This window comes from Neoaquamicrobium sediminum (assembly GCF_040970315.1).
In the GTDB taxonomy this organism is placed as follows: Bacteria; Pseudomonadota; Alphaproteobacteria; order Rhizobiales; family Rhizobiaceae; genus Aerobium; species Aerobium sediminum.
The window spans coordinates 906,293-924,959 of the sequence record NZ_JAZHFV010000001.1; the positions used below are offsets into that span (position 1 = coordinate 906,293).

Below are 18,667 nucleotides of genomic sequence, written 5' to 3' on the forward strand. Positions count from 1 at the left end.
CGCCGACCGAAATGCCCAGCAATCCCGAGGTTTCCTCCATGACGACGGACCAGCTTGCCACCGCGGAAGAGCAGGCGCGCCTTCTCTCTGCCGCGCTGCCCTACATGCAACGCTACGAGAACAAGACCGTCGTGGTGAAATATGGCGGCCACGCCATGGGCGACGCCGAGCTCGGCCAGGCCTTCGCCCGCGACATCGCGCTGCTCAAGCAATCCGGGGTCAACCCCATCGTCGTGCATGGCGGTGGGCCGCAGATCGGCGCGATGCTGAACAAGATGGGCATCGAATCCAAGTTCGAGGGCGGCCTGCGCGTGACCGACCGCAAGACGGTCGAGATCGTTGAGATGGTGCTGGCCGGATCGATCAACAAGGAGATCGTGGCGCTCATCAACGCCGAAGGCGAGTGGGCGATCGGCCTGTGCGGCAAGGACGGCAACATGGTCTTCGCCGAGAAGGCGCACAAGACCATCAAGGACCCCGACAGCAACATCGAGCGCGTGCTGGATCTCGGCTTCGTCGGCGAGCCGGTCGAGGTCGACCGCACGCTTCTGGACCTGCTCGCCCGCTCCGAGATGATCCCGGTGATCGCACCGGTGGCGCCGGGCCGCGACGGCCATACCTACAACATCAACGCCGACACATTCGCCGGCGCCATCGCGGGTGCGCTGAGCGCCTCGCGTCTGCTGTTCCTGACCGACGTGCCGGGCGTGCTCGACAAGGACAAGAAGCTGATCGACGAGCTGACGGTCGGTGAAGCGCGCGCGCTGATCGCCGACGGCACGATCTCCGGGGGCATGATCCCCAAGGTCGAGACCTGCATCGAGGCGATCGAGCGCGGCGTCGAGGGTGTCGTCATCCTCAATGGCAAGGCGCCGCACGCGGTGCTGCTCGAACTCTTTACGCACCACGGCGCCGGTACGCTGATCGTGCCGTAGGCGGCATAGGCGGTCAGACACAGCCGGTTAGCGAGCCGATTCCCGCTCCCGGTTGGGCACGGGCCGGGCGCAGGCAGGACGGCCTCAAGCGATTCCCGCACATGCCGCGCGTTGGTGACGACGCTTGTCGGGCGACTGCTAGGCGGCACAAAGTGCCGCCGGTCGCACTGTTCCGGCCCCTCTTTCAGTCGATTCCGCACCCGGTTTTCCGGCAGTTTCCTGCAATCGACCCATTTTGCAGACGACGGATCGCGAATTTCGATGAAGCTTCTGTCGATGACGGCCGCACAGCGCCGTCTCAGGCAACGACTGAAGGAAACATCGCATGTACCACCGCCTCGCACCTCTGCTTCTCTTTCCGCTCGCTGGCTGCGTGAGCGCCAGCAGCGCCGACGTCACGCGCGAACTGGCAGTCGGCCAGACGGCCCACATCACAGCTTACAGGGGCGATGGCTGCAATGCTCCCGCACCGAGCTTTGAGGCGGTGATGCGGCGGATTCCCAAGTCGGACCTGGTCAGATATTCCGATGGCGGACTTTCCAGCCGCGTCAGCAACCAATGCAAGAAACGCGTCCCGACCCGTGCGGTCAACGGCACGGGCATCAAGGCCGGTTCCGAGGTGAAGCGCTACCAGTCGGGCACTGTCGCCATCGTCGTCAAATAAGCGAACGCATTTCCATTTGGCCGACGCGGCTGGGCGCAGACTTGCCTGGTGCGTCGCGCGACCCGGCTCGTGACCCCGATGGTTGGCCCCAGCGGGATCGCGGGCCGGTTTTCGTTCCGGCGCCAGTCTGGTGTCGGTATGCTTCGTAAAAATGCGCTTGACCTGGAGTTCGCTCCAGCAAGTAGATGCATGTGTGCAGACAACGGAGATGCACACATGCAGCGACAACCTTTCCTCGAAAATACCCCCGGCAGACCAAGGGCAGGGCGCGCTGGCCCCTCGCTTCTGGTGGATGCGCACGACGCGGTTCTGACCCGCTTTCGTGCCCGGCCCGAGCCATGAAGATCGGCGACGTCGCAAGGCGCACCGGGCTCAGCATCGATACGCTGCGCTATTACGAGAAGCTCGGCCTGATCGATCCGCCGTGGCGGCAGGCGGGGCGGCGCGCCTATGACGAGAACATCATCGCGTGGCTGAGTTTCATCAAGATGCTCAAGGCCACAGGCATGCCGCTTGCCGATGTCGAGACCTATGCAAGGCTCCGCCGCGACGGCGATCGAAGCTCGGCTGAGCGGCGCGTGATGCTGGAACAGCAGCGCGAGGCTGTGCTGCAGAAGATCGCAGAGCTGACCGAATGCGTGGAACTGCTCGACTACAAGATCAAGAACTACGCCGAAATCGAAGCGCGCTACCGCGCCGAGGACGGCCGGAAGGACCAACACGATGAACACTGAACAGACGATTGAGCGCCCGGCGCTCGACAAGGGGCGCGATATTGCGAGGAAACTGAACCCCGAACTGGAAGCGATCCTTGCCGGCCGCTACGACAAGGCACTGCCGGGATTCGCGGAAACGCTGATCGAATCCGCCTATGGCCGGCTCTACGCGCGCGACGGGCTGGACCTCAAGACGCGCCAACTCGCCACGGTCGCCGCGCTGACGGTGCTCGGCGGGCAGACCGCGCCGCAGCTCAAGGTCAACATCGAGCACACGCTGGCCGCCGGCGCGAACCGGCAGGAGGTGCTCGAGATCATCCTGCAGATGGCAGCTTATGGCGGCTGGCCCGCCGCGATCAACGGTATCAACGCCGCGCTGGCGCTGTTTGCCGAGCTGGACGGTTCCGACACGGCTTCCGCTTGGGACAGCCAGTAGTAATCAGCCTACGAGCACGAGGATCAGGATCCCGGCGACGATCAGGAGGCAACCGGCGGTTTCCAGCCGGTTGATCTTCTCCTTGAAGAAGAACACCGAGGCGGTGAAGGTAAAGAGCATTTCGATCTGGGCCAGCGCCTTCACCACCGCTGCCTGTTGCAAAGTCATCGCCATGAACCAGCCGAACGAGGCGGTCGCGCCGACGAAGCCGGTGAACAGCGAGACCTTCCAGGCCTTGCCGATGCGGCCGATCTCGGCGCGGTCCTTCCACAGCATCCAGCCGCCCATGACGAGCGTCTGGAGCGTGATCGTCCAGGCGAGGGTGACGGCTGCCTGCATCATGAAGTTCGGGCCGCCCAGCGCCAGCGAGGCCGCGCGATAGGCGACAGCAGCGATGCCGAACAGCGTGCCGGAGCCAAGCCCGATCAGCGCGTTCCTCGCAAAGATCGAGGCGACGAGATTGCGCCAGCTCATATGCATGTGCGCGACCGATATCAGCATGACGCCGAAGACGCTGACGGCGATTGCAAGCAGCGTTCCACCCGTGACCCGCTCGCCGAAGAAGAGCAACGCGAACAGCGCCGTCTGTGCCGGCTCGGTGCGCGAATAGGCCGTGCCCACGGCGAAGTTTCGGTACGAGAAAAGGTGGATGAGCAGGAAAGTCGCTCCGATCTGCCCGAAGGCGCCCACCGCCACCCAGAACAGAAACGTGCCGTTGGGCGAAGGGATCTGGTAGCCGGCAAGGCGGCTGAGCACGAGCAGGAAGAGCAGCGCGAAAGGCAGGCCGAAACCGAAGCGCACGAAGGTCGCGCCGGTGGTGCCCATCACCGCCTTCAAATGCTTCTGCGCCGCAGAACGCAGGTTCTGCAGGAACGCGGCAGCGATGGTGATGGGTATCCAGAGTTCCATGGGAGACGGCGCGTGAGGGACGAACGCTGTCTAGACCCGTGCGCTCATGCTTGCAATGGAGCTGCGAAAAACGACACCCGTTCCTTACCCGTCTTCCTTGTGGGGGCTGTGCCCGGCCTCATGCGGCTTTCCCTGGTCAGGCCGCCTTTGCGACGGTCTCGAAAACGACTCGGTTGCGACCGCGGCGCTTGGCTTCGTAGAGTCGCCTGTCTGCTTCGCGCATCATTTCCGACCATGTCAGCTGCTGGCGCAGCCTGGAGGCGCCGATGCTGACCGACAACGGAAGGTATTTGCCTTCGCCCGGCGAGAAATGGATGGCCTCGACGGCAAGGCGGATGCGTTCGGCCACCTCGACGGCCTCGTTCACATCGGCGCCGACGAGGAACGCGCCGAATTCCTCGCCTCCGATGCGCCCGACGAGATCGTCCTCGCGCAGGGCGGTGCGGATCGCCTCGGTGATCAGCTTCAGCGCCACGTCGCCCTGCTGGTGGCCGTGCGTGTCGTTGATGTATTTGAAGTTGTCCGCGTCGATGATGAGCAGCGCGCCGCTGTCGGTACGCCGCCGCAGGCTCTTCAAGGTGGCGAAAAAGGCTTCGCGGTTGAGCAGGCCGGTCATGTCGTCGTGACGGGCCTTTTCCGACAGCCGCGCATGCGCCTCGGCGAGCTGCATGTGAGCATCGGCAAGCTCGTCATGGGCGCGGGTCAGTTCGAGCAGGGCGTCGGAGAGCTTCTTCTTCTGCCACAAAGTGTGGCCGCTCGCGGGAAAGGCGATGACCAGCGGGCAAAGCAGCGCCATCAACAGCGCGTTGCCTTCCACGACCCCGCCGATGAGCGGCACGAGTGCGACCACAATCAGGAGCGACGCTGCTGCCGAGACCACGGCAAACAACGCTGCCTTTGCCAAAACCTGCTTCATGACGATCCTTCCGTTGGCGGACCTCATGGCAGGGGAAAGTGAATCGGTCGTTTCGAGCGCATCTCCAATTCGACATACTCGCCGAATTATCGTGGCGCTTCATTCGGCCTATGGAATCGTCTAGTCAGGTGCCATGACAAATCTTCCCGATCCCGCGCGCTTCGCCCATGTCACCGACTGGGTGTTCGACCTCGACAACACGCTCTATCCGCATCACTCGAACCTGTTTTCGCAGATCGACGTGAAGATGACGGCGTATGTGTCGGAGTTGCTGCAACTGCCGCGCGACGAGGCGCGCGTGTTGCAGAAGGACCTGTATCGGGAATATGGAACCACGCTGAACGGGCTGATGGCCCGCCATGGCATCGATCCGGACGACTTCCTCAACAAGGTGCACGACATCGACTATTCCTGGGTCGATCCAAACCCGGCACTCGGCGATGCCATCCGCACCCTGCCGGGCCGTAAGTTCATCTTCACCAACGGCGACCGGGGTCACGCCGAGCGCACGGCGCGGCAACTCGGCATCCTCGACCATTTCAACGACATCTTCGACATCGTGGCGGCCGACCTGACGCCCAAGCCGGCGCGCGAGACCTACGACAAATTCGTGGGCCTGCATCGCGTCGACACCGCCCATGCGGTCATGTTCGAGGACCTTGCCCGCAATCTTGCCGTGCCCAAGGCGCTCGGCATGACGACGGTGCTGATCGTGCCGAACAATTTCGAGCCGACCTTCTCCGAGATATGGGAGCGCGACGCCGATAACGAGGATGACGTCGACTACGTCACCGACGACCTCGCCGGCTTCCTGACGCGCATCAATGCGGCGCTTGCCCATTGAGGCGCTTTACCTCTCTTGAGGCACGGATCGATGCAGCCGCGCATATGGTGCTCGACCGACTGCCGGCGCATGGCCTCTATGGCGCTGCGGTCGAGTTCGTGGTTTTCGGGCTCAAGCAGGGCTGGGCGTGCCTGTTCGGCGGCGCGATGCTGGCGCTTATCATCGGCACGCGCCTGCTGTGGCCCGATGGGAGCATCGTGAGCCGCTATGACTTCCTGTTTCTCGCCGCGCTCGGCATCCAGCTCGCCATGCTGGGCCTCAAGCTGGAGACGCTCTCCGAGGCAAGGGTGATCCTCATCTTCCACGTCGTCGGAACGGCGATGGAAATCTTCAAGACCGGCGCGGGCTCCTGGGTCTATCCGGAGGAGAGCTTCTTCCGCATCGCTGGCGTTCCGCTGTTTTCGGGATTCATGTATGCGGCCGTCGGCTCCTATCTGGCGCGCGTCAGCCGTATCTTCGACATGCGGTACACGCATTATCCGCCCTTCTGGACGACAGTGGCGCTGGCCGTTGCGATCTACATCAACTTCTTCGCGCATCATTTCGTCGTGGATTTCCGCATTGTGCTCTTTGCGGCCACGGCGGTGCTGTTCCTGCGCACGACGGTGCACTACCGCGTTTTCCGGTTCCGCCACCGCATGCCGCTGCTCGTCGGCTTCCTGCTGGTGTCGCTGTTCATCTGGTTCGCGGAAAATATCGGCACGTGGTCGCGTGCCTGGCTCTATCCTGGCCAGGAGGACGGCTGGACGCCGGTCTCGATCCACAAGCTCGGCGCATGGTATCTGCTGATGATCATCTCGTTCGTGCTGGTGACGCTGGTGCACCGCCCGCGGTCGCTCGGCGACGAAAAAGATGAGATTGCAATGGATCGGGAGCCCGTCGCGGAGACGCCTTCAAAGGCGGACGCCATGGGGTTGAGCTCCCGGGAGACATAGCCCGACCGGGAAAGACGGGTGGTATCGGAGAGGACCCACCCGCCGTGTCCGGCGGATGGGTGGTTTTGATGCGTCCGGCCGATCAGTCGGCAGCGGCGCGGGCGGTTTCGAGCCAGCCGGAGACGAGCTCCTCATTGGCTTCGATCCACTCGCTGGCGTGACGCTCAATGTCCTCGGCGTCGCCTTCGCCGTTATTCATCTTGGCGTTCTGGGCAAAGATGTCCTCGATCGGGATCGAGGCGGCCTCAAGGAGCGCCTGCACGGCCGGGTTCTCTTCCAGGAAGGCAGAGTTGACCACCGGACGGATGTCGTTGGCCGGGAAGCCGAGCTTGCATGGATCGTTGATGCAGCCATTGACGCCGTCGAGCGTCGCGGCCTCCTCAAGGTCCTTCTGCGCTTCAGGCAGGTTCACCTCGGGAACCTCGATCCACATCACGTCCTCGCCGGGCTTCAGCGTGTCGACGGTCCAGTTCGGCGTCCAGGTGTAGAAGAGGATCGGGTCGCCCTCGCCATAGGCTGCCACGGCATCCGCCATCGAAGCAGAGTAGCTGGCCTTGATCGGGTTGACGTGGTCGCGCAGCTCGTAGGCATCGAGATGATGCTCGATGGTGATCTCGCAGCCCCAGCCGGGCGGGCAGGCAACCAGATCGGCCTTGCCGTCGCCATCGCGGTCGAAGGCTTCCTTGACCTCATCGCGCTTGAAGTCCTCGAGCGACTTGATGTCGAACTTCTCGATGGAGGCCTTGTCGACGAGATAGCCCTCGAGCGCGCCGCCCTGGGCGACATTGCCGACGAGCTCGGCGCCCTGCGAATAGGTGTCCTCATAGGTGTTGTGGAGCGGGAACCAGCCATTGACCCACAGATCGAGGTCGCCCTGCGAAACCGCCTGGTAGAAAGGCGGGTTGTCGAGCGTGGTCGGACCTTCGACCGTGTAGCCCAGCCGCTCCAGGAGCTGCTTGTAGACGGCAGCCGGGAACCAACCGGTGTCCCATGTGGCCTGGGCCATGCGCACGGTCACACCGGCGCCGGGCCCTTCCTGTGCCTGCGCGGTCGCCATCGGAGCGGTAAGCATCGTGCCGGCCGCAAGGGCCACGGCGAAGAGCCGCGATAGGTTGTGGTTGTTCATGTCAGTCTCCTTGCTTTCTTCTTTCGCCCCACGCGGATGGCGGGGCATGGGACCGCGCAAGACGCGGTCGGGGCAGGTCAGCCTGCCCGCTGCGACTCGCCGGCGGCGGCGTCGCGCCGCGGCGAGAAAAGGGATCGCATCGTCTCCATCAGCGAGACCGTACGCACGGAGCGTTTTTCGCCGAGCGCCTGGCTGATGCGGTCGAGGATGATGGCGAGCAGCACGATGCCGACGCCGCCGGCCGTGGCATTGCCGACGTCCAGCCGGCCGAGGCCGGTGAACACGGTCAGGCCGAGCCCGCCCGCGCCGATGAGTGCGGCGATGACCACCATCGAAAGAGCCAGCATCAGCGTCTGGTTGAGGCCGGCCATGATGGTGCGCAGCGCCAGCGGAAACTGCACCTCCACCAGCGACTGCCACGGCGTCGCGCCGAACGCGACGGCAGCTTCCGTGAGGTCGTGGCGCACGTTCCGGATGCCGAGATTGGTCAGCCTGATGATCGGCGGAACCGCGAAGATGATCGTTGCGATGATGCCCGGCACCACGCCGACGCCGAACAGCATGACGATCGGCACCAGATAAACGAAGGACGGGATCGTCTGCATGATGTCGAGGATCGGCCGCAGCACGGCCTGGAAGATGTCGCTGCGCGCGGCGAGCACGCCCAGCGGGATGCCGATCACAACGCAGAAGAACACGGCCGTCACGACCATGGCCAGCGTCGTCATCGTCTCCGGCCAGAGGCCGATAAGGTCGATGAAGACGAGCGCGATCAGCGTGAAGATGGCGACGCCGCGTCCGGCCGTACGCCAGGCGATCAGCGCGAGCGCGGCGGTAAACACCAGCATCGGCGTTGCGTTTAGGAAGGTGGACAGGCCGTTCAGCACCTGGCTCACCGGCCACTGCATGGACCGGAAGAAGGGCCGGAAGTTGGGCACCAGCCAGTCTCGAACGAACAGGTTGATCCAGTCGGCGAACGGGATTGCGAGAAAGTCGAAATCGGATGGGCTGATCATGTCAGGCGCCTCCCGCTGAAAGCTGCGCGAAGACCGCCTTCGGCTCGACAATGCCGGAGAGCCGTCCGTCACCATTGGTGAGCGCGATCGGAAGGCCGGTCTGCGCCAGTTCGTAGAGATCGAACAGCCGTGTGTCGGGCTCGGCTGCGGGGAAGTCGTCGTTCAGGACATCGCGAAGCGTGCTGCCTTTGCGACCCAGCGCGGCGTTGGCTTCGCGATAGGTTACGATGCCGGCCGGCTTGCCATCGTCAACGAGGTGTATCGCGTCCCTGTCCAGCCGCTCCATGGCGGCGAGCGCCGATTTCAGGTCGGCTGCAGCGAGCTCAAGCGCTTCACCGGGTTCCGCCACGCTGCCGGCTGTAAAGACCAGCGACCGGTCGATGTCCTTGGTGAAGGCGGCAACGTAATCGTCGGCCGGGCTGCCGACGATCTCTTCGGCGCTGCCGGTCTGCACGATGGCGCCGTTGCGCATGATCGCGATGGTGCTGCCGAGCGTCAGCGCTTCGTTCAGGTCGTGGGTGATGAAGACGATCGTCTTCTTGAGCGAGCGCTGGAGCTCGATGAGCTCCTGCTGCATGTCGCTGCGGATGAGCGGGTCGAGCGCGCTGAACGGCTCGTCCATCAAAAGGATTTCGGGCTCCGAGGCGAGACCGCGAGCAAGGCCGACACGCTGCTGCATGCCGCCGGAAAGCTCGTCCGGGTAGCTGTCGGCACGTGCGCCGAGGCCCACCTGGTCGAGGGCCGCCTGCGCCCGCTCGCGCCGTTCGGCTGCGGACATGCCCTTGATCTTGAGGCCAAAGGCGACGTTGTCGGCGACCGTCTTATGCGGGAAGAGGGCGAAGTGCTGGAAGACCATCGCCACCTTCTCGCGCCGCACCCACCGAAGCTGCTCGTCCGAGCAAGTGGCGACATCGACGCCGTCAATCAGAATTTCTCCGGCGCTTGGCTTGATGAGCCCGTTGATCATGCGCACCAAAGTGGATTTGCCGGACCCGGAAAGTCCCATGACGACGAAAATCTCGCCTTCGGCCACCTCGAAACTTGCGTCGTTCACGCCGACGGTCTGTCCCGTTGCCTCGAATATTTCGTCTTTGTCTTTTCCTGCTTCGAGGAGATTCAATGCGTCTCCGGCGCTTCCACCGAATATCTTATATAAATTCTTGCCTGATATTTTGGTTTTCATGAATCCATTGTGTGATGTCCAAAAATAAATACAGCCATGACCAAAAATAACATTCAATATCGCACGGGATCATGAAGGTTGTGCACCTTCAGCAATATCAAATGATTATTGAATGTCTGGCTATATGATGCCCTCATGGCATCGAAGTTGCTGCCTATATACGGCCGTAATATTTAACGGGCAACCCCGATGAGCCGGATTGGAACGGAACATTCAGGAATGGCGGGGCACGCGCAACATTGCTGCGCGAAGCCGATGAAACCCCGCGCGCAATGGCGCTTGATGCTGCCTGTGTCCGCAAAAGGAGAGCGGCGGCTGCGCGGTCGGCTCAGCCGAGCAGCGCGCCCGGGTTCATCATGCCGTCTGGATCGATCGCCTGCTTGATCTGGCGCATGACGGCAAGCTTCACCGGGTCGCCCAGCCGCTGCAACTCCGATGTGAGCTTGCGGCCGATGCCATGTTCGGCGCTGATGGTACCGCCGAAGCGCATGGCGATGTCGTGCACGGCCATTTCGACTTCGAGCGCCTTGGCCTCGCCGTCCGGCAGCGCCCGCCAGTAGTCGTGCGGGAACATGAGGATGTAGTGGACGTTGCCGTCGCCCAGGTGGGATACGACGAGCACCCGCGCCTGCGGGAAAAGCTTCGCGGACATCTCGTCGGCGGCCGCGATGAAGCCGGGCACAGCCGAATTGCGCACTGCGGTGTCGTGGACGATGCCGACACCTTCGATCTTGTGCGCCTCGGTGACGGAGTGGCGGATGTGCCAGATGTCCTGCGCCTGGGCCTCGTTCTGCGCGACGATCGCATCGTCTGCGAGGCCGGCTTCAAGCGCCGCCGCCATCACCTCTTCCAGCGCGGCTACGAGGTCTGCGTCGGGATCGGTGTGGGCGAGCTCGATCATCACCGACCATTCCGGCGTGGTCTCGAACGGCAGCCGCGTGCGCGGAATGTGCCGCAGCACGCAATCGACCTCAGCGCGGTTCAGCATCTCGAAGGCTTCGACCGCATCGCCGCAGCGATCCTGCAGGCGCGAAAGAAGCTCGACCGCAGCCTGCGGCCCTGTGACGGAAATCCAGCCATGGGCGAACGACCGGTTGGGTTGGCGCAGGCGCAGCGCGGCCCCTGTGACGAGGCCGAGAGTGCCCTCAGCGCCGATCAGCAGGTGCTTGAGGTCGTAGCCGGTGTTGTTCTTTCGCAGTGCGTCGAGATCGCGATAGACGCTGCCGTCGGGCAGCACCGCTTCGATGCCGCAGACGAGATCGCGCATCGGGCCGTAGCGCAGCACGCCCGTTCCGCCGGCATTGGTCGAAATCAGCCCGCCGATCTGGGCGGTGCCCTCGCTGCCCAGATGGAGCGGGAACTGCCGGCCTTCGCCGGCTGCAAGCTCGTGCACGCGCGCAAGCGTCATGCCGGCATCCACCGTCACGACGTTGGCGGCACGGTCCATGGCGCGCAGGTTCGCCATCCGGCTCATGCCGACGACGATTGCCGGGCGTCCGGGAGCAGGCGTAGGCACGGCGGCATAGCAAAGGCCAGTATTGCCGCCGAGCGGGAAGATCGCGGCGTTGTGTTCGCGCGCGATCGCCACCACGGCCGCCGCCTCGTCGGTATTTGCCGGCAGCGCGACCGCGTCGGCCGCGCCGGTCATGCGGCCACGGAAATCCGTCACGAACGGCGCCATCTCGCCCCGGTCGGCGATCAGGCCCCGTTCGCCGAGAACCGCACTCAGCCGCTCGATCAGCGTGCTCACGCAGCGGCTGCCTTCGTCATGCCGGCAAAGGCGGCCTTGAGCGCCTCGCGCGTCTCTGGCGTCGGATCGGTCAGCGGCAGGCGCACGCCGCCGGCGCGCATGCCGGCCAGCCCCATGTAATATTTGAGCGGGCCGGGGTTGGTCTCCAGGAAGATCGTCTTGACGACCGGGTCGAGGCGCTGCTGGTGGGCGATCGCGGCGTCGAGCTTGCCATCGCGGGCGAGCTTGAAGACCTCGATCCAGTGGCGCGGATAAACGGTCGCCGAAGCGAGCACGCCGCCGCATGCGCCGAGCGCCACATGCGTGGCGAACAGCGGCTCCTCGCCGCTGAGCACGGCAAGCTTGTCGCCGGCGAGCTTCATGGTCTCGATGAATTCCGGCATATCGTAGGACGAGCACTTCATGCCGATGATCGAACCGTCGTCGGCCAGTGCCGCGATGGTCTCGGCCTTGAGCGCCACGCCTGTGCGGCGCGGGATCTCGTAGGCGAGCACCGGCGCGTCGACCGCGTCGCGATAGTTGCGGAAATAGGTGCGCATGCCTTCCTGCGTGCCTGCGGCGTAGTATGGCGTGACCGTCATCACGCCGCTGGCGCCCGCGGCGATGAAGTCGCGGCCCGCGTCTACCGCATCGGCGAAGCCGGTTGCAAGCACGCCCGGCAGCACCGGCGCGCCGGCGGCGGCCTCCACGCAGGCTCGCACAATGTCGGCACGCTCGCCACGCGACAAAGCGGGGTATTCGCCGGTGCCGCCGATCGGCACGATGCCCGTCGCACCCGCATCGATCTGGAAGCGGACGAGCGAGCGTAGCGCGTCGAAGTCCACGGAACCGTCATCCGTGAACGGTGTGACGATTGCGGTGAAGAGACCCGACAGGTCGTCTTTTGTCAGAGCCATCCAGAAAGTCCTTTCAGAAATATCACATGAAACCGAACAACCGGGGCAGCGTCAGCGAAACCGCCGGCACGTAGGTGACGACAAGCAGCACCGCCAGGTTGGAGAGGAGGAAGGGCACGCTCTGGCGCACGATCGCGCCGAGTGGCACCCCGGATATGGTCGAGCCGAGATAGAGCGCCAGTCCGTAAGGAGGCGTCATCAGGCCGATCATGACGTTGAGCACCATGATGACCCCGAAATGGACCGGATCGACACCCATGGATGCAAGCAGCGGTGTGAACAGGGGCGCAAACAGCAGGAGCTGCACGGAATCGCCAATCCACAACCCGTTGATGAGGAAGAACAGGTTGAGAAGCAGCAGCAGCATCCACGGCTCGAGCTGCATGTCCTGCACAAGCGCCTGCAATTCGCTGGGCACGCGCTCATTGGCCAGAACCCAGCTTATGATGGTTGCGAAGCCGACGATCAGATAGACGGAGGCGGAGGTGCGCGCGGCGCGGTCGATGATGTCCCAGAAGGCCTTGAGCGACAGGTTGCGATAGGCAAGCACGCCCACCAGGAGCGCATAGGCAACAGCGATGGCGGCTGCCTCGGTCGCCGTGAAGATACCGGAGATGATGCCGCCCAGAATGATCAGCGGCATGAAGATCGCCCAGAACGCGCTCATGAAGATGTGGAAGGCAACGCCCAGCGTCAGGTTCTCGATCGGGTTGCGCGGGAAGCCCTTCTTGCGCGCCAGGTAGTAGATGACGGCCATCTGCGCGACGCCCAGCATCAGCCCCGGCACGGCGCCGGCGAGGAAAAGCGCTGCGACGGACGTGTTGGTCAGGGCCGAGAAGATGATAAGCGGGATCGACGGCGGGATGATCGGCCCCTGGATCGCCGAGCTGACGGTGAGCGCGGCCGCGAAATCCTTCCGGTAGCCGTCCTTCTCCATCATCTTGACCTCGACCGGGCCGAGCGCGGAGATGTCGGCCAGTGCCGATCCGGATACGCCGGAAAACATCATCGATCCGACGACGTTGACATAGGCAAGGCCGCCACGAAGCCTGCCGACCATCAGCCGCGACAGGTTCACCAGCCGGTCGGTCATGCCGATGGCGGTCATGATCTCGCCGGCGATGATGAAGAGCGGGATCGAGAGCCAGATGAACACATCCATGCCCGTGAAAAACTTGTGGGCATAGATGTCGAGCATGCCGGACATGCCCGGCTTGATGAAGAAATAGGCCATGCCGGCAAAGCCGATGGCGAAAATGACCGGGCTGCCCATGATCATGAGAACGAGCAGCAGGCCGATGACGACGAGAAGCGTGTAATCCATCGGGGTGCCTCAGATCTCGGCTTTGAGGATGGAGGGCTGGTCGTTTTCAGGTGTGCCACGGACCAGGTCGCGCAATGCCAGAACCAGCATGTGAAAGAGCATCAGGGCCGCGCCGACCGGCACGGAGAGATAGATCCAGTAGAAGCTGAGCTGCAGCGTCGCCGACATGCGGCGCTGTCCGAAATCAGCGTTTTCGTAGCCTTTCCAAACGAGCACGGCGAGAAGCGCGCACAGCATCAGCCGGAAGATCGCGTTGCGGATCGAGAGCAGCCGGCGCGGCCAGTAGCCGTCGAAGAAGTCGACGCGCACGAGCTGCTCGTCCTTCACCAGCAGGCTGCCGGCCAGCATCACCACCCAGATCATGAGGTAGCGCGCCGCTTCCTCGGGCCATGGAAGTGAGAAGCCGAAGCCGTAGCGCAGCACGACCTGCATGAACAGGATCGCGGCAACGAGGACGAGCATGACGCGGGCAACGAAGGAGGAGATGAAGCCCAGCACGTCTGCGAGCTTTTCGAGGGTTCTGAGCAACGCCGCCTCCATGGTTGAAGCCGGGACAGCCTTGGCTGTCCGGCGCAAATGAACGAGCCCGCGCCTGAGGCGCGGGCTCCATGATGACTAGTCCTGCGCGTCGGCGATAGCCTGCTGCAGCTCGCTGATGAGCTCCGCGCCGACCTGCTCGGTTAGGATTTCGGCGATCGGCTGCTGGGTCTTCTCGACGAAGGCCTGGAATTCTTCCGCCGTGGGCTGGTAGATTTCCACGCCTGCCTTCTCGATGACCTTCAGGTCCTGCGATTCCTTGGCCGCGATGATGCCGAGCATGGCGAACGTCGCCTGGCGGCCGGCATAATCGAACGCCGCGCGGTCTTCATCGCTGAGGCCCTGGTAGAACTCCTCATTGATGGTGATGAGCGGCATGTTGATGAGGTGGTGATCCAGCGTGTAGTACTTCTGCACTTCCTGCAGGTTCGCCAGAAGCATCGTGTAGGGCGCGTTCTCCTGCCCGTCGACGACGCCCGTCTGCAGCGCGCTGTAAAGCTCGGCCCAGGCGATCGGGGTCGGCGATGCGCCGAGCGCCTCGACCATCTTGATATGGATCGGAACCTGCTGGGTGCGGATCTTGAGGCCGACCATGTCCTCGGGCGTACGGATCGGCCGCACCGAGTTCGAGAAGTTGCGGAACGCGGACGGCAGGTAGTTGAGGATGCGCACGCCGCTCTGCTCGGCGACCGTGTCGGAGAGCTTCTTGCCGAACGGGCCTTCGAGAACCTCGCGCGCCACTTCCGTGGTGGAGAAGGTGTAGGGCATCTCCAGCACCTGCGCGGCCGGCGCGTAGGCTGCGACGTGGCCGGCATTCAGGCCACCGACGATCTGCAGCGATCCGCGCGCATTCTGCTCGAGCAGCGATTCCAGATCGCCGAGCTGGCCGTTCGGGAACACCTGGATCTCGTAGCGCCCGCCGGTGTGCGACTTGACGATCGAGCTGAACACCTCGGTGTAGGCCCAGTAAGGATTCGCCAGAAGGTCGCCTTCGCCGTCGACATGGCCGAAACGAACGACCGTCTGCGCGTCGGCGGCGCCGATCATCATGGTTCCAAGGCTCATTGTCGCCGCGGCGCAAACAACGCTCAGTTTTCGTATGATGGATTTCATTTCCTCAACTCCGCTGTCGGTGGTGAATGTCACAGTGACCCCGACGCGGCGGGCGCGGGCCCGACGACGCTCAAGTTCACCCTCAATGTAAATGCTTTTGGCAGTTTCCCTGGGGGCTTGTAGCCTGCCCCTCTTAGCTGTCTACCATACGAAACGAGATTTTCGTGTCAAGTTTGATCGGCAAAAAAATGTCGTATAGTGGATAAGCGTACTATCCGCACTTTCCCAACAGGAAGGGACATCGTATAAGCGACTGCGTCGCCTGGCGGTTTCCGCCGGGTAGCCAGACAGCAGGAAGGCTGGAGCCAGCAATGAACGTCCGACCCGCCGAAGTCATTGAGCCCGATGTCGAAACGGCCGTGCCCGGCCTGGATATCGGCGCGAGGCTCGCCCAGCTTCGCCAGCAGCAGGGCTGGACGCTGCAGCAGGCCAGCAAGCGGACCGGCGTCTCCGCATCGGCGCTGTCGAAGATCGAGCGCAACGAACTGTCGCCGACGATCTCAACGCTCCAGCGGGTTGCCCATGGCTACGAACTCGACGTGGTTGCGCTGCTCAACGACCGGGAGGCTTCGCGCAGTCTGCCGGGCCGCCGCAGCGTGACGCGGGCGGACGAGGGACGTCCCTACCAGTCGAACAGTTGCGCCAACACGGTGCTCTGCGCCGACCTGCTCGACAAGCGCATGACGCCGATCCGCACGCGGGTGACGGCGCGGTCGCCGGACGAATACCGCTCGTGGCCGGTGAGCGATGCCGAGATTTTCGTGACTGTCATCAAGGGGACGATGGTCGTGCACAGCCAGATCTACGAGCCCCTGATCCTCAACGCGGGCGACAGCCTCTATTACGACGCCGGATCGCCGCACATCTGGACCTCGCAGGGGCCGGAGGATGCGGAAGTGATCTGGGTGATCTCCTCCTAGAGACCTTCGATGCTGTTGAACGCAGCCGACTACCGCGAAAAAGCGCGGCGCAGACTGCCGCGCGGCCTGTTCGAATATATCGACCGGGGCACCGAGGACGAACAGGCCCTGACGCGCCTGCGCGGCTCGCTGGATGCGGTGACGCTGCGGCCTTCGGTGCTGTCCGGCCACGCGAGCCGCTATATCGGCACGACGCTTTTCGGCAGAGGATTGCCGACGCCTCTGGTCGTGGCGCCGACCGCGTTGGCGGGCCTCGTCGCACACGACGGCGAACTGAAGCTGGCGCGTGCCGCGGCAGCGCTCGGCATCCCATTTTGCGTCTCGACCCAATCCGTGACGACCATAGAGGTCATCCGCCGCGCAGCACCCGATGCGGCTTTGTGGTTCCAGCTCTATGTCTGGCGTGACCGTGCGCTGACCGCCGACCTTCTGAAGCGGGTGCGGGCGAGCGATTGCGAATGCCTCGTGGTGACGGCCGACACGCAGATGTCGCCCAACCGCGAATACAACCAGCGCAACGGCTTCGGCATTCCCTTCAAGCCGATCGTGCGAAACGTCGCCGACATGGCGGTTCACCCCGGCTGGCTGCTGGGCGTGATGCTGCGCTACGTGCTTGCCGGAGGCGTACCGACCTACGGTCATTATCCGCCGGAGTTTCGCAGCGCCATCACCCGCGCCAGTGTTGCGGACGCCGTGCGGCTGAGGACGGATCTCTCCTGGGACGACGTGAAACGGCTGCGTGACGAATGGCCGGGCAAGCTCATCGTCAAGGGTGTGCTGTCGGTCGAGGATGCCAAACTGGCCGACGGGGTCGGCGCGGATGGCATCGTCGTTTCCGCGCATGGCGGGCGCAATCTCGATTGCCTGCCATCTCCCGCAAGCTGCCTGCCGGCGATCGCGGAAGCGGTGGGCGACAGCATGGTCGTGCTGGCCGACAGCGGTGTGCGGCGCGGCACCGATGCACTGAAATATCTCGCCATGGGCGCGCAAGGCGTGATGCTCGGCCGGTTGCCGCTCTGGGGCCTTGCGGCCGGCGGCGAGGAGGGTGCGCGCGCCATCCTGTCGATGATGCTGCGCGAGATAGACACTGCAATGGGCTTTCTCGGCGTGGAAAACATCGCGGCCCTGCGAAACCCCGCGCGCTGGAGCGTCGAAGCGGTGAACTGAGCCCGCAACGCTGCTTCCCCTTGGTCGCGCCTGCTGCCTTGCCAGCCTTTCCTTGCCTTGCCTTTCCCCCGATCCCGTATCTCGCCTGCAAGCGGGCCGGTGCGACGGACGCTGCGGACAGAACCTTTTTCATCGCCGAATCTTCTTCTTGACTCGGGTGCGGATTCTCTCTCCTATTATCTAACCGTTTGGTTAGTTAGGGGAACGAGAATGGGCAATAAGGCATACGCATTCATCGCCGCGACAGCGGCCTTTCTGGTCGCCGGTCCAGCCGTTGCGCAGGACTGGAAGCCCAGCGAACCGGTCACGATCATCGTGCCGTGGTCCGCGGGCGGATCGACCGATACCGTCACCCGCGTCGTCGCCGGCGAGCTTTCCGAGGCGCTCGGCCAGAACGTCGTGATCCTCAACCAGCCCGGCGCGTCCGGCTCGACGGGCACGCGCTCTGTGTGGGAGGCGCCGCATGACGGCATGACCATGGCCGCCGGCGCGGTGGCCGACCTCGGCGCCTATCCGGTGCTGGGCACGCTCGACGCGAAGCTCGAGGACTGGCGCCTCTACCTGCATGTCGCCAATCCCGGCCTCATCTCCGTTCGCACCGACAGCGAGTGGAAGGATTTCGGCGACCTTCTCGAGGCGCTGAAAACGTCCGAGGAAGCCATCACCGTCTCGTCCGGCGGACTTTCCTCCGCAACCGCCATCAGCATGCAGACGCTGGAGAAGGCGGCCGACATCAACTATCGCCAGATCGTCTATGAGGGCGGCAACCCGGCCGTCATCTCGACCGTATCGGGTGAGACTCAGTTCACCGCGGCGACCGCCACCGAGCAGGTCGACATGATCCGTGCCGGCCGGCTGCGCCCGCTGGCCGTGGTGGCCGACAAGCCGCTCGAGCTCGAAGGCTTCGGCACGGTGCCGCCGGTGACCGAATGGCTGCCGGAGGTTGCCAGCGCGCCGAACTATTTCGGCGTCTTCATCCCCGCCGACGCGCCGCAGGAGGTGCTCGACACGATGGACAAGATCTGGGCCGAGAAGATCGCGGGCTCGGAAGTCATGAAGGCGCACGCCGCCGAGCGCGGCGCGCTGTTCAACGCCACCTATGGCGAGGAAGCGGTCAAGGCCGCGATGCCGTATCTTTCGATCAATGCCTGGCAGCAGTTCGAAAGCGGCGCGGCGCCGAACGACCCGTCGGAGTTCGGCATTCCGAAGCCGGAATAAGCATCCAACAGACGCGATCCGGCACGTTCTGCGCGCCGGATCGCGATAGTCTTTGCGCGCGG

19 protein-coding genes are annotated in these 18,667 nt (G+C 64.0%); 9 read left to right on the forward strand and 10 right to left on the reverse strand.

What is annotated here, in order from left to right:
* Positions 1 to 38 precede the first annotated feature (38 nt).
* From argB to V1479_RS04560, 4 genes are all read left to right on the forward strand, one after another.
* Positions 39 to 935 carry an acetylglutamate kinase gene (gene argB, locus V1479_RS04545; RefSeq protein WP_368801843.1) on the forward strand — a complete coding sequence of 299 codons (897 nt, stop codon included), beginning with the start codon at positions 39 to 41 and terminating at the stop codon, positions 933 to 935.
* A 325-nt stretch (positions 936 to 1,260) separates the two neighbouring features.
* The gene (locus V1479_RS04550) at positions 1,261 to 1,599 is read left to right on the forward strand and encodes a hypothetical protein (protein WP_173187826.1); all 339 of its coding nucleotides are present in this window, start codon (positions 1,261 to 1,263) and stop codon (positions 1,597 to 1,599) included.
* Positions 1,600 to 1,937: 338 nt separating this feature from the next.
* Positions 1,938 to 2,333, forward strand: a complete 396-nt coding sequence (locus V1479_RS04555; protein ID WP_173187824.1) for a MerR family transcriptional regulator — start codon at positions 1,938 to 1,940, stop codon at positions 2,331 to 2,333.
* The gene (locus V1479_RS04560; RefSeq protein WP_368801844.1) at positions 2,323 to 2,751 is read left to right on the forward strand and encodes a carboxymuconolactone decarboxylase family protein; all 429 of its coding nucleotides are present in this window, start codon (positions 2,323 to 2,325) and stop codon (positions 2,749 to 2,751) included. Before V1479_RS04555 ends, V1479_RS04560 begins: the two co-directional genes overlap by 11 nt.
* Before the next feature lie 3 nt (positions 2,752 to 2,754).
* Here the strand turns inward: V1479_RS04560 and V1479_RS04565 are convergent, their stop codons facing one another.
* A complete protein-coding gene (locus V1479_RS04565) occupies positions 2,755 to 3,660 on the reverse strand; it encodes a DMT family transporter (RefSeq protein ID WP_368801845.1) in 906 nt (301 codons plus the stop codon).
* A 136-nt stretch (positions 3,661 to 3,796) separates the two neighbouring features.
* Complete coding sequence (locus V1479_RS04570; protein WP_368801846.1) at positions 3,797 to 4,576, reverse strand: GGDEF domain-containing protein; 780 nt, start codon at positions 4,574 to 4,576, stop codon at positions 3,797 to 3,799.
* Positions 4,577 to 4,709: 133 nt separating this feature from the next.
* On the opposite strand from V1479_RS04570, the gene V1479_RS04575 reads away from it, so the two are divergent.
* Positions 4,710 to 5,420: a pyrimidine 5'-nucleotidase gene (locus V1479_RS04575; protein ID WP_368801847.1), complete on the forward strand. Its 711-nt coding sequence runs from the start codon at positions 4,710 to 4,712 to the stop codon at positions 5,418 to 5,420.
* Entirely contained in the window at positions 5,417 to 6,355 is a 939-nt protein-coding gene (locus tag V1479_RS04580) for a DUF817 domain-containing protein (protein ID WP_368801848.1), read from the forward strand. The genes V1479_RS04575 and V1479_RS04580 overlap by 4 nt, the downstream gene beginning before the upstream one ends.
* 82 nt (positions 6,356 to 6,437) lie before the next feature.
* Here V1479_RS04580 and proX read toward each other — a convergent pair whose 3' ends face one another.
* From proX to V1479_RS04620, 8 genes are all read right to left on the reverse strand, one after another.
* Entirely contained in the window at positions 6,438 to 7,481 is a 1,044-nt protein-coding gene (proX, locus tag V1479_RS04585) for a glycine betaine/L-proline ABC transporter substrate-binding protein ProX (protein WP_173187812.1), read from the reverse strand.
* 77 nt (positions 7,482 to 7,558) lie between these two features.
* Entirely contained in the window at positions 7,559 to 8,497 is a 939-nt protein-coding gene (locus V1479_RS04590) for an ABC transporter permease (RefSeq protein ID WP_368801849.1), read from the reverse strand.
* Position 8,498: 1 nt separating this feature from the next.
* Positions 8,499 to 9,617, reverse strand: coding sequence for a quaternary amine ABC transporter ATP-binding protein (locus V1479_RS04595; protein WP_368801850.1), 1,119 nt, complete (start codon positions 9,615 to 9,617; stop codon positions 8,499 to 8,501).
* 391 nt (positions 9,618 to 10,008) lie between these two features.
* A complete protein-coding gene (locus V1479_RS04600; RefSeq protein ID WP_368801851.1) occupies positions 10,009 to 11,430 on the reverse strand; it encodes an FAD-binding oxidoreductase in 1,422 nt (473 codons plus the stop codon).
* The gene (gene dapA / locus V1479_RS04605) at positions 11,427 to 12,326 is read right to left on the reverse strand and encodes a 4-hydroxy-tetrahydrodipicolinate synthase (RefSeq protein ID WP_368801852.1); all 900 of its coding nucleotides are present in this window, start codon (positions 12,324 to 12,326) and stop codon (positions 11,427 to 11,429) included. The genes V1479_RS04600 and dapA overlap by 4 nt, the downstream gene beginning before the upstream one ends.
* Before the next feature lie 22 nt (positions 12,327 to 12,348).
* On the reverse strand, positions 12,349 to 13,650 hold the full coding sequence (locus V1479_RS04610) for a TRAP transporter large permease (RefSeq protein WP_173187804.1): 1,302 nt from the start codon (positions 13,648 to 13,650) through the stop codon (positions 12,349 to 12,351).
* A 9-nt stretch (positions 13,651 to 13,659) separates the two neighbouring features.
* Positions 13,660 to 14,178 (reverse strand): TRAP transporter small permease, encoded by a 519-nt coding sequence (locus V1479_RS04615; protein WP_368801853.1) that lies wholly within the window; start codon positions 14,176 to 14,178, stop codon positions 13,660 to 13,662.
* A gap of 87 nt (positions 14,179 to 14,265) precedes the next feature.
* Positions 14,266 to 15,300 (reverse strand): TRAP transporter substrate-binding protein, encoded by a 1,035-nt coding sequence (locus tag V1479_RS04620; RefSeq protein WP_368801854.1) that lies wholly within the window; start codon positions 15,298 to 15,300, stop codon positions 14,266 to 14,268.
* A gap of 311 nt (positions 15,301 to 15,611) precedes the next feature.
* Here V1479_RS04620 and V1479_RS04625 point away from each other — a divergent pair, with 311 nt between their 5' ends.
* From V1479_RS04625 to V1479_RS04635, 3 genes are all read left to right on the forward strand, one after another.
* Positions 15,612 to 16,220: a helix-turn-helix domain-containing protein gene (locus tag V1479_RS04625; RefSeq protein WP_368801855.1), complete on the forward strand. Its 609-nt coding sequence runs from the start codon at positions 15,612 to 15,614 to the stop codon at positions 16,218 to 16,220.
* Positions 16,221 to 16,229: 9 nt separating this feature from the next.
* A complete protein-coding gene (locus V1479_RS04630; RefSeq protein WP_368801856.1) occupies positions 16,230 to 17,387 on the forward strand; it encodes an alpha-hydroxy acid oxidase in 1,158 nt (385 codons plus the stop codon).
* 210 nt (positions 17,388 to 17,597) lie between these two features.
* Positions 17,598 to 18,605, forward strand: a complete 1,008-nt coding sequence (locus V1479_RS04635) for a Bug family tripartite tricarboxylate transporter substrate binding protein (protein WP_368801857.1) — start codon at positions 17,598 to 17,600, stop codon at positions 18,603 to 18,605.
* Positions 18,606 to 18,667: the final 62 nt, after the last annotated feature.

Excerpts from the sequence above, each read along its gene's own strand:
- argB (WP_368801843.1), top strand. The coding sequence starts at position 39 with ATGACGACGGACCAGCTTGCCACCGCGGAAGAGCAGGCGCGCCTTCTC.
- V1479_RS04550 (WP_173187826.1), top strand. The coding sequence starts at position 1,261 with ATGTACCACCGCCTCGCACCTCTGCTTCTCTTTCCGCTCGCTGGCTGC.
- V1479_RS04555 (WP_173187824.1), top strand. The coding sequence starts at position 1,938 with ATGAAGATCGGCGACGTCGCAAGGCGCACCGGGCTCAGCATCGATACG.
- V1479_RS04560 (WP_368801844.1), top strand. The coding sequence starts at position 2,323 with ATGAACACTGAACAGACGATTGAGCGCCCGGCGCTCGACAAGGGGCGC.
- V1479_RS04565 (WP_368801845.1), bottom strand. The coding sequence starts at position 3,660 with ATGGAACTCTGGATACCCATCACCATCGCTGCCGCGTTCCTGCAGAAC.
- V1479_RS04570 (WP_368801846.1), bottom strand. The coding sequence starts at position 4,576 with ATGAAGCAGGTTTTGGCAAAGGCAGCGTTGTTTGCCGTGGTCTCGGCA.
- V1479_RS04575 (WP_368801847.1), top strand. The coding sequence starts at position 4,710 with ATGACAAATCTTCCCGATCCCGCGCGCTTCGCCCATGTCACCGACTGG.
- proX (WP_173187812.1), bottom strand. The coding sequence starts at position 7,481 with ATGAACAACCACAACCTATCGCGGCTCTTCGCCGTGGCCCTTGCGGCC.
- V1479_RS04590 (WP_368801849.1), bottom strand. The coding sequence starts at position 8,497 with ATGATCAGCCCATCCGATTTCGACTTTCTCGCAATCCCGTTCGCCGAC.
- dapA (WP_368801852.1), bottom strand. The coding sequence starts at position 12,326 with ATGGCTCTGACAAAAGACGACCTGTCGGGTCTCTTCACCGCAATCGTC.
- V1479_RS04610 (WP_173187804.1), bottom strand. The coding sequence starts at position 13,650 with ATGGATTACACGCTTCTCGTCGTCATCGGCCTGCTGCTCGTTCTCATG.
- V1479_RS04620 (WP_368801854.1), bottom strand. The coding sequence starts at position 15,300 with ATGAAATCCATCATACGAAAACTGAGCGTTGTTTGCGCCGCGGCGACA.
- V1479_RS04625 (WP_368801855.1), top strand. The coding sequence starts at position 15,612 with ATGAACGTCCGACCCGCCGAAGTCATTGAGCCCGATGTCGAAACGGCC.
- V1479_RS04630 (WP_368801856.1), top strand. The coding sequence starts at position 16,230 with ATGCTGTTGAACGCAGCCGACTACCGCGAAAAAGCGCGGCGCAGACTG.
- V1479_RS04635 (WP_368801857.1), top strand. The coding sequence starts at position 17,598 with ATGGGCAATAAGGCATACGCATTCATCGCCGCGACAGCGGCCTTTCTG.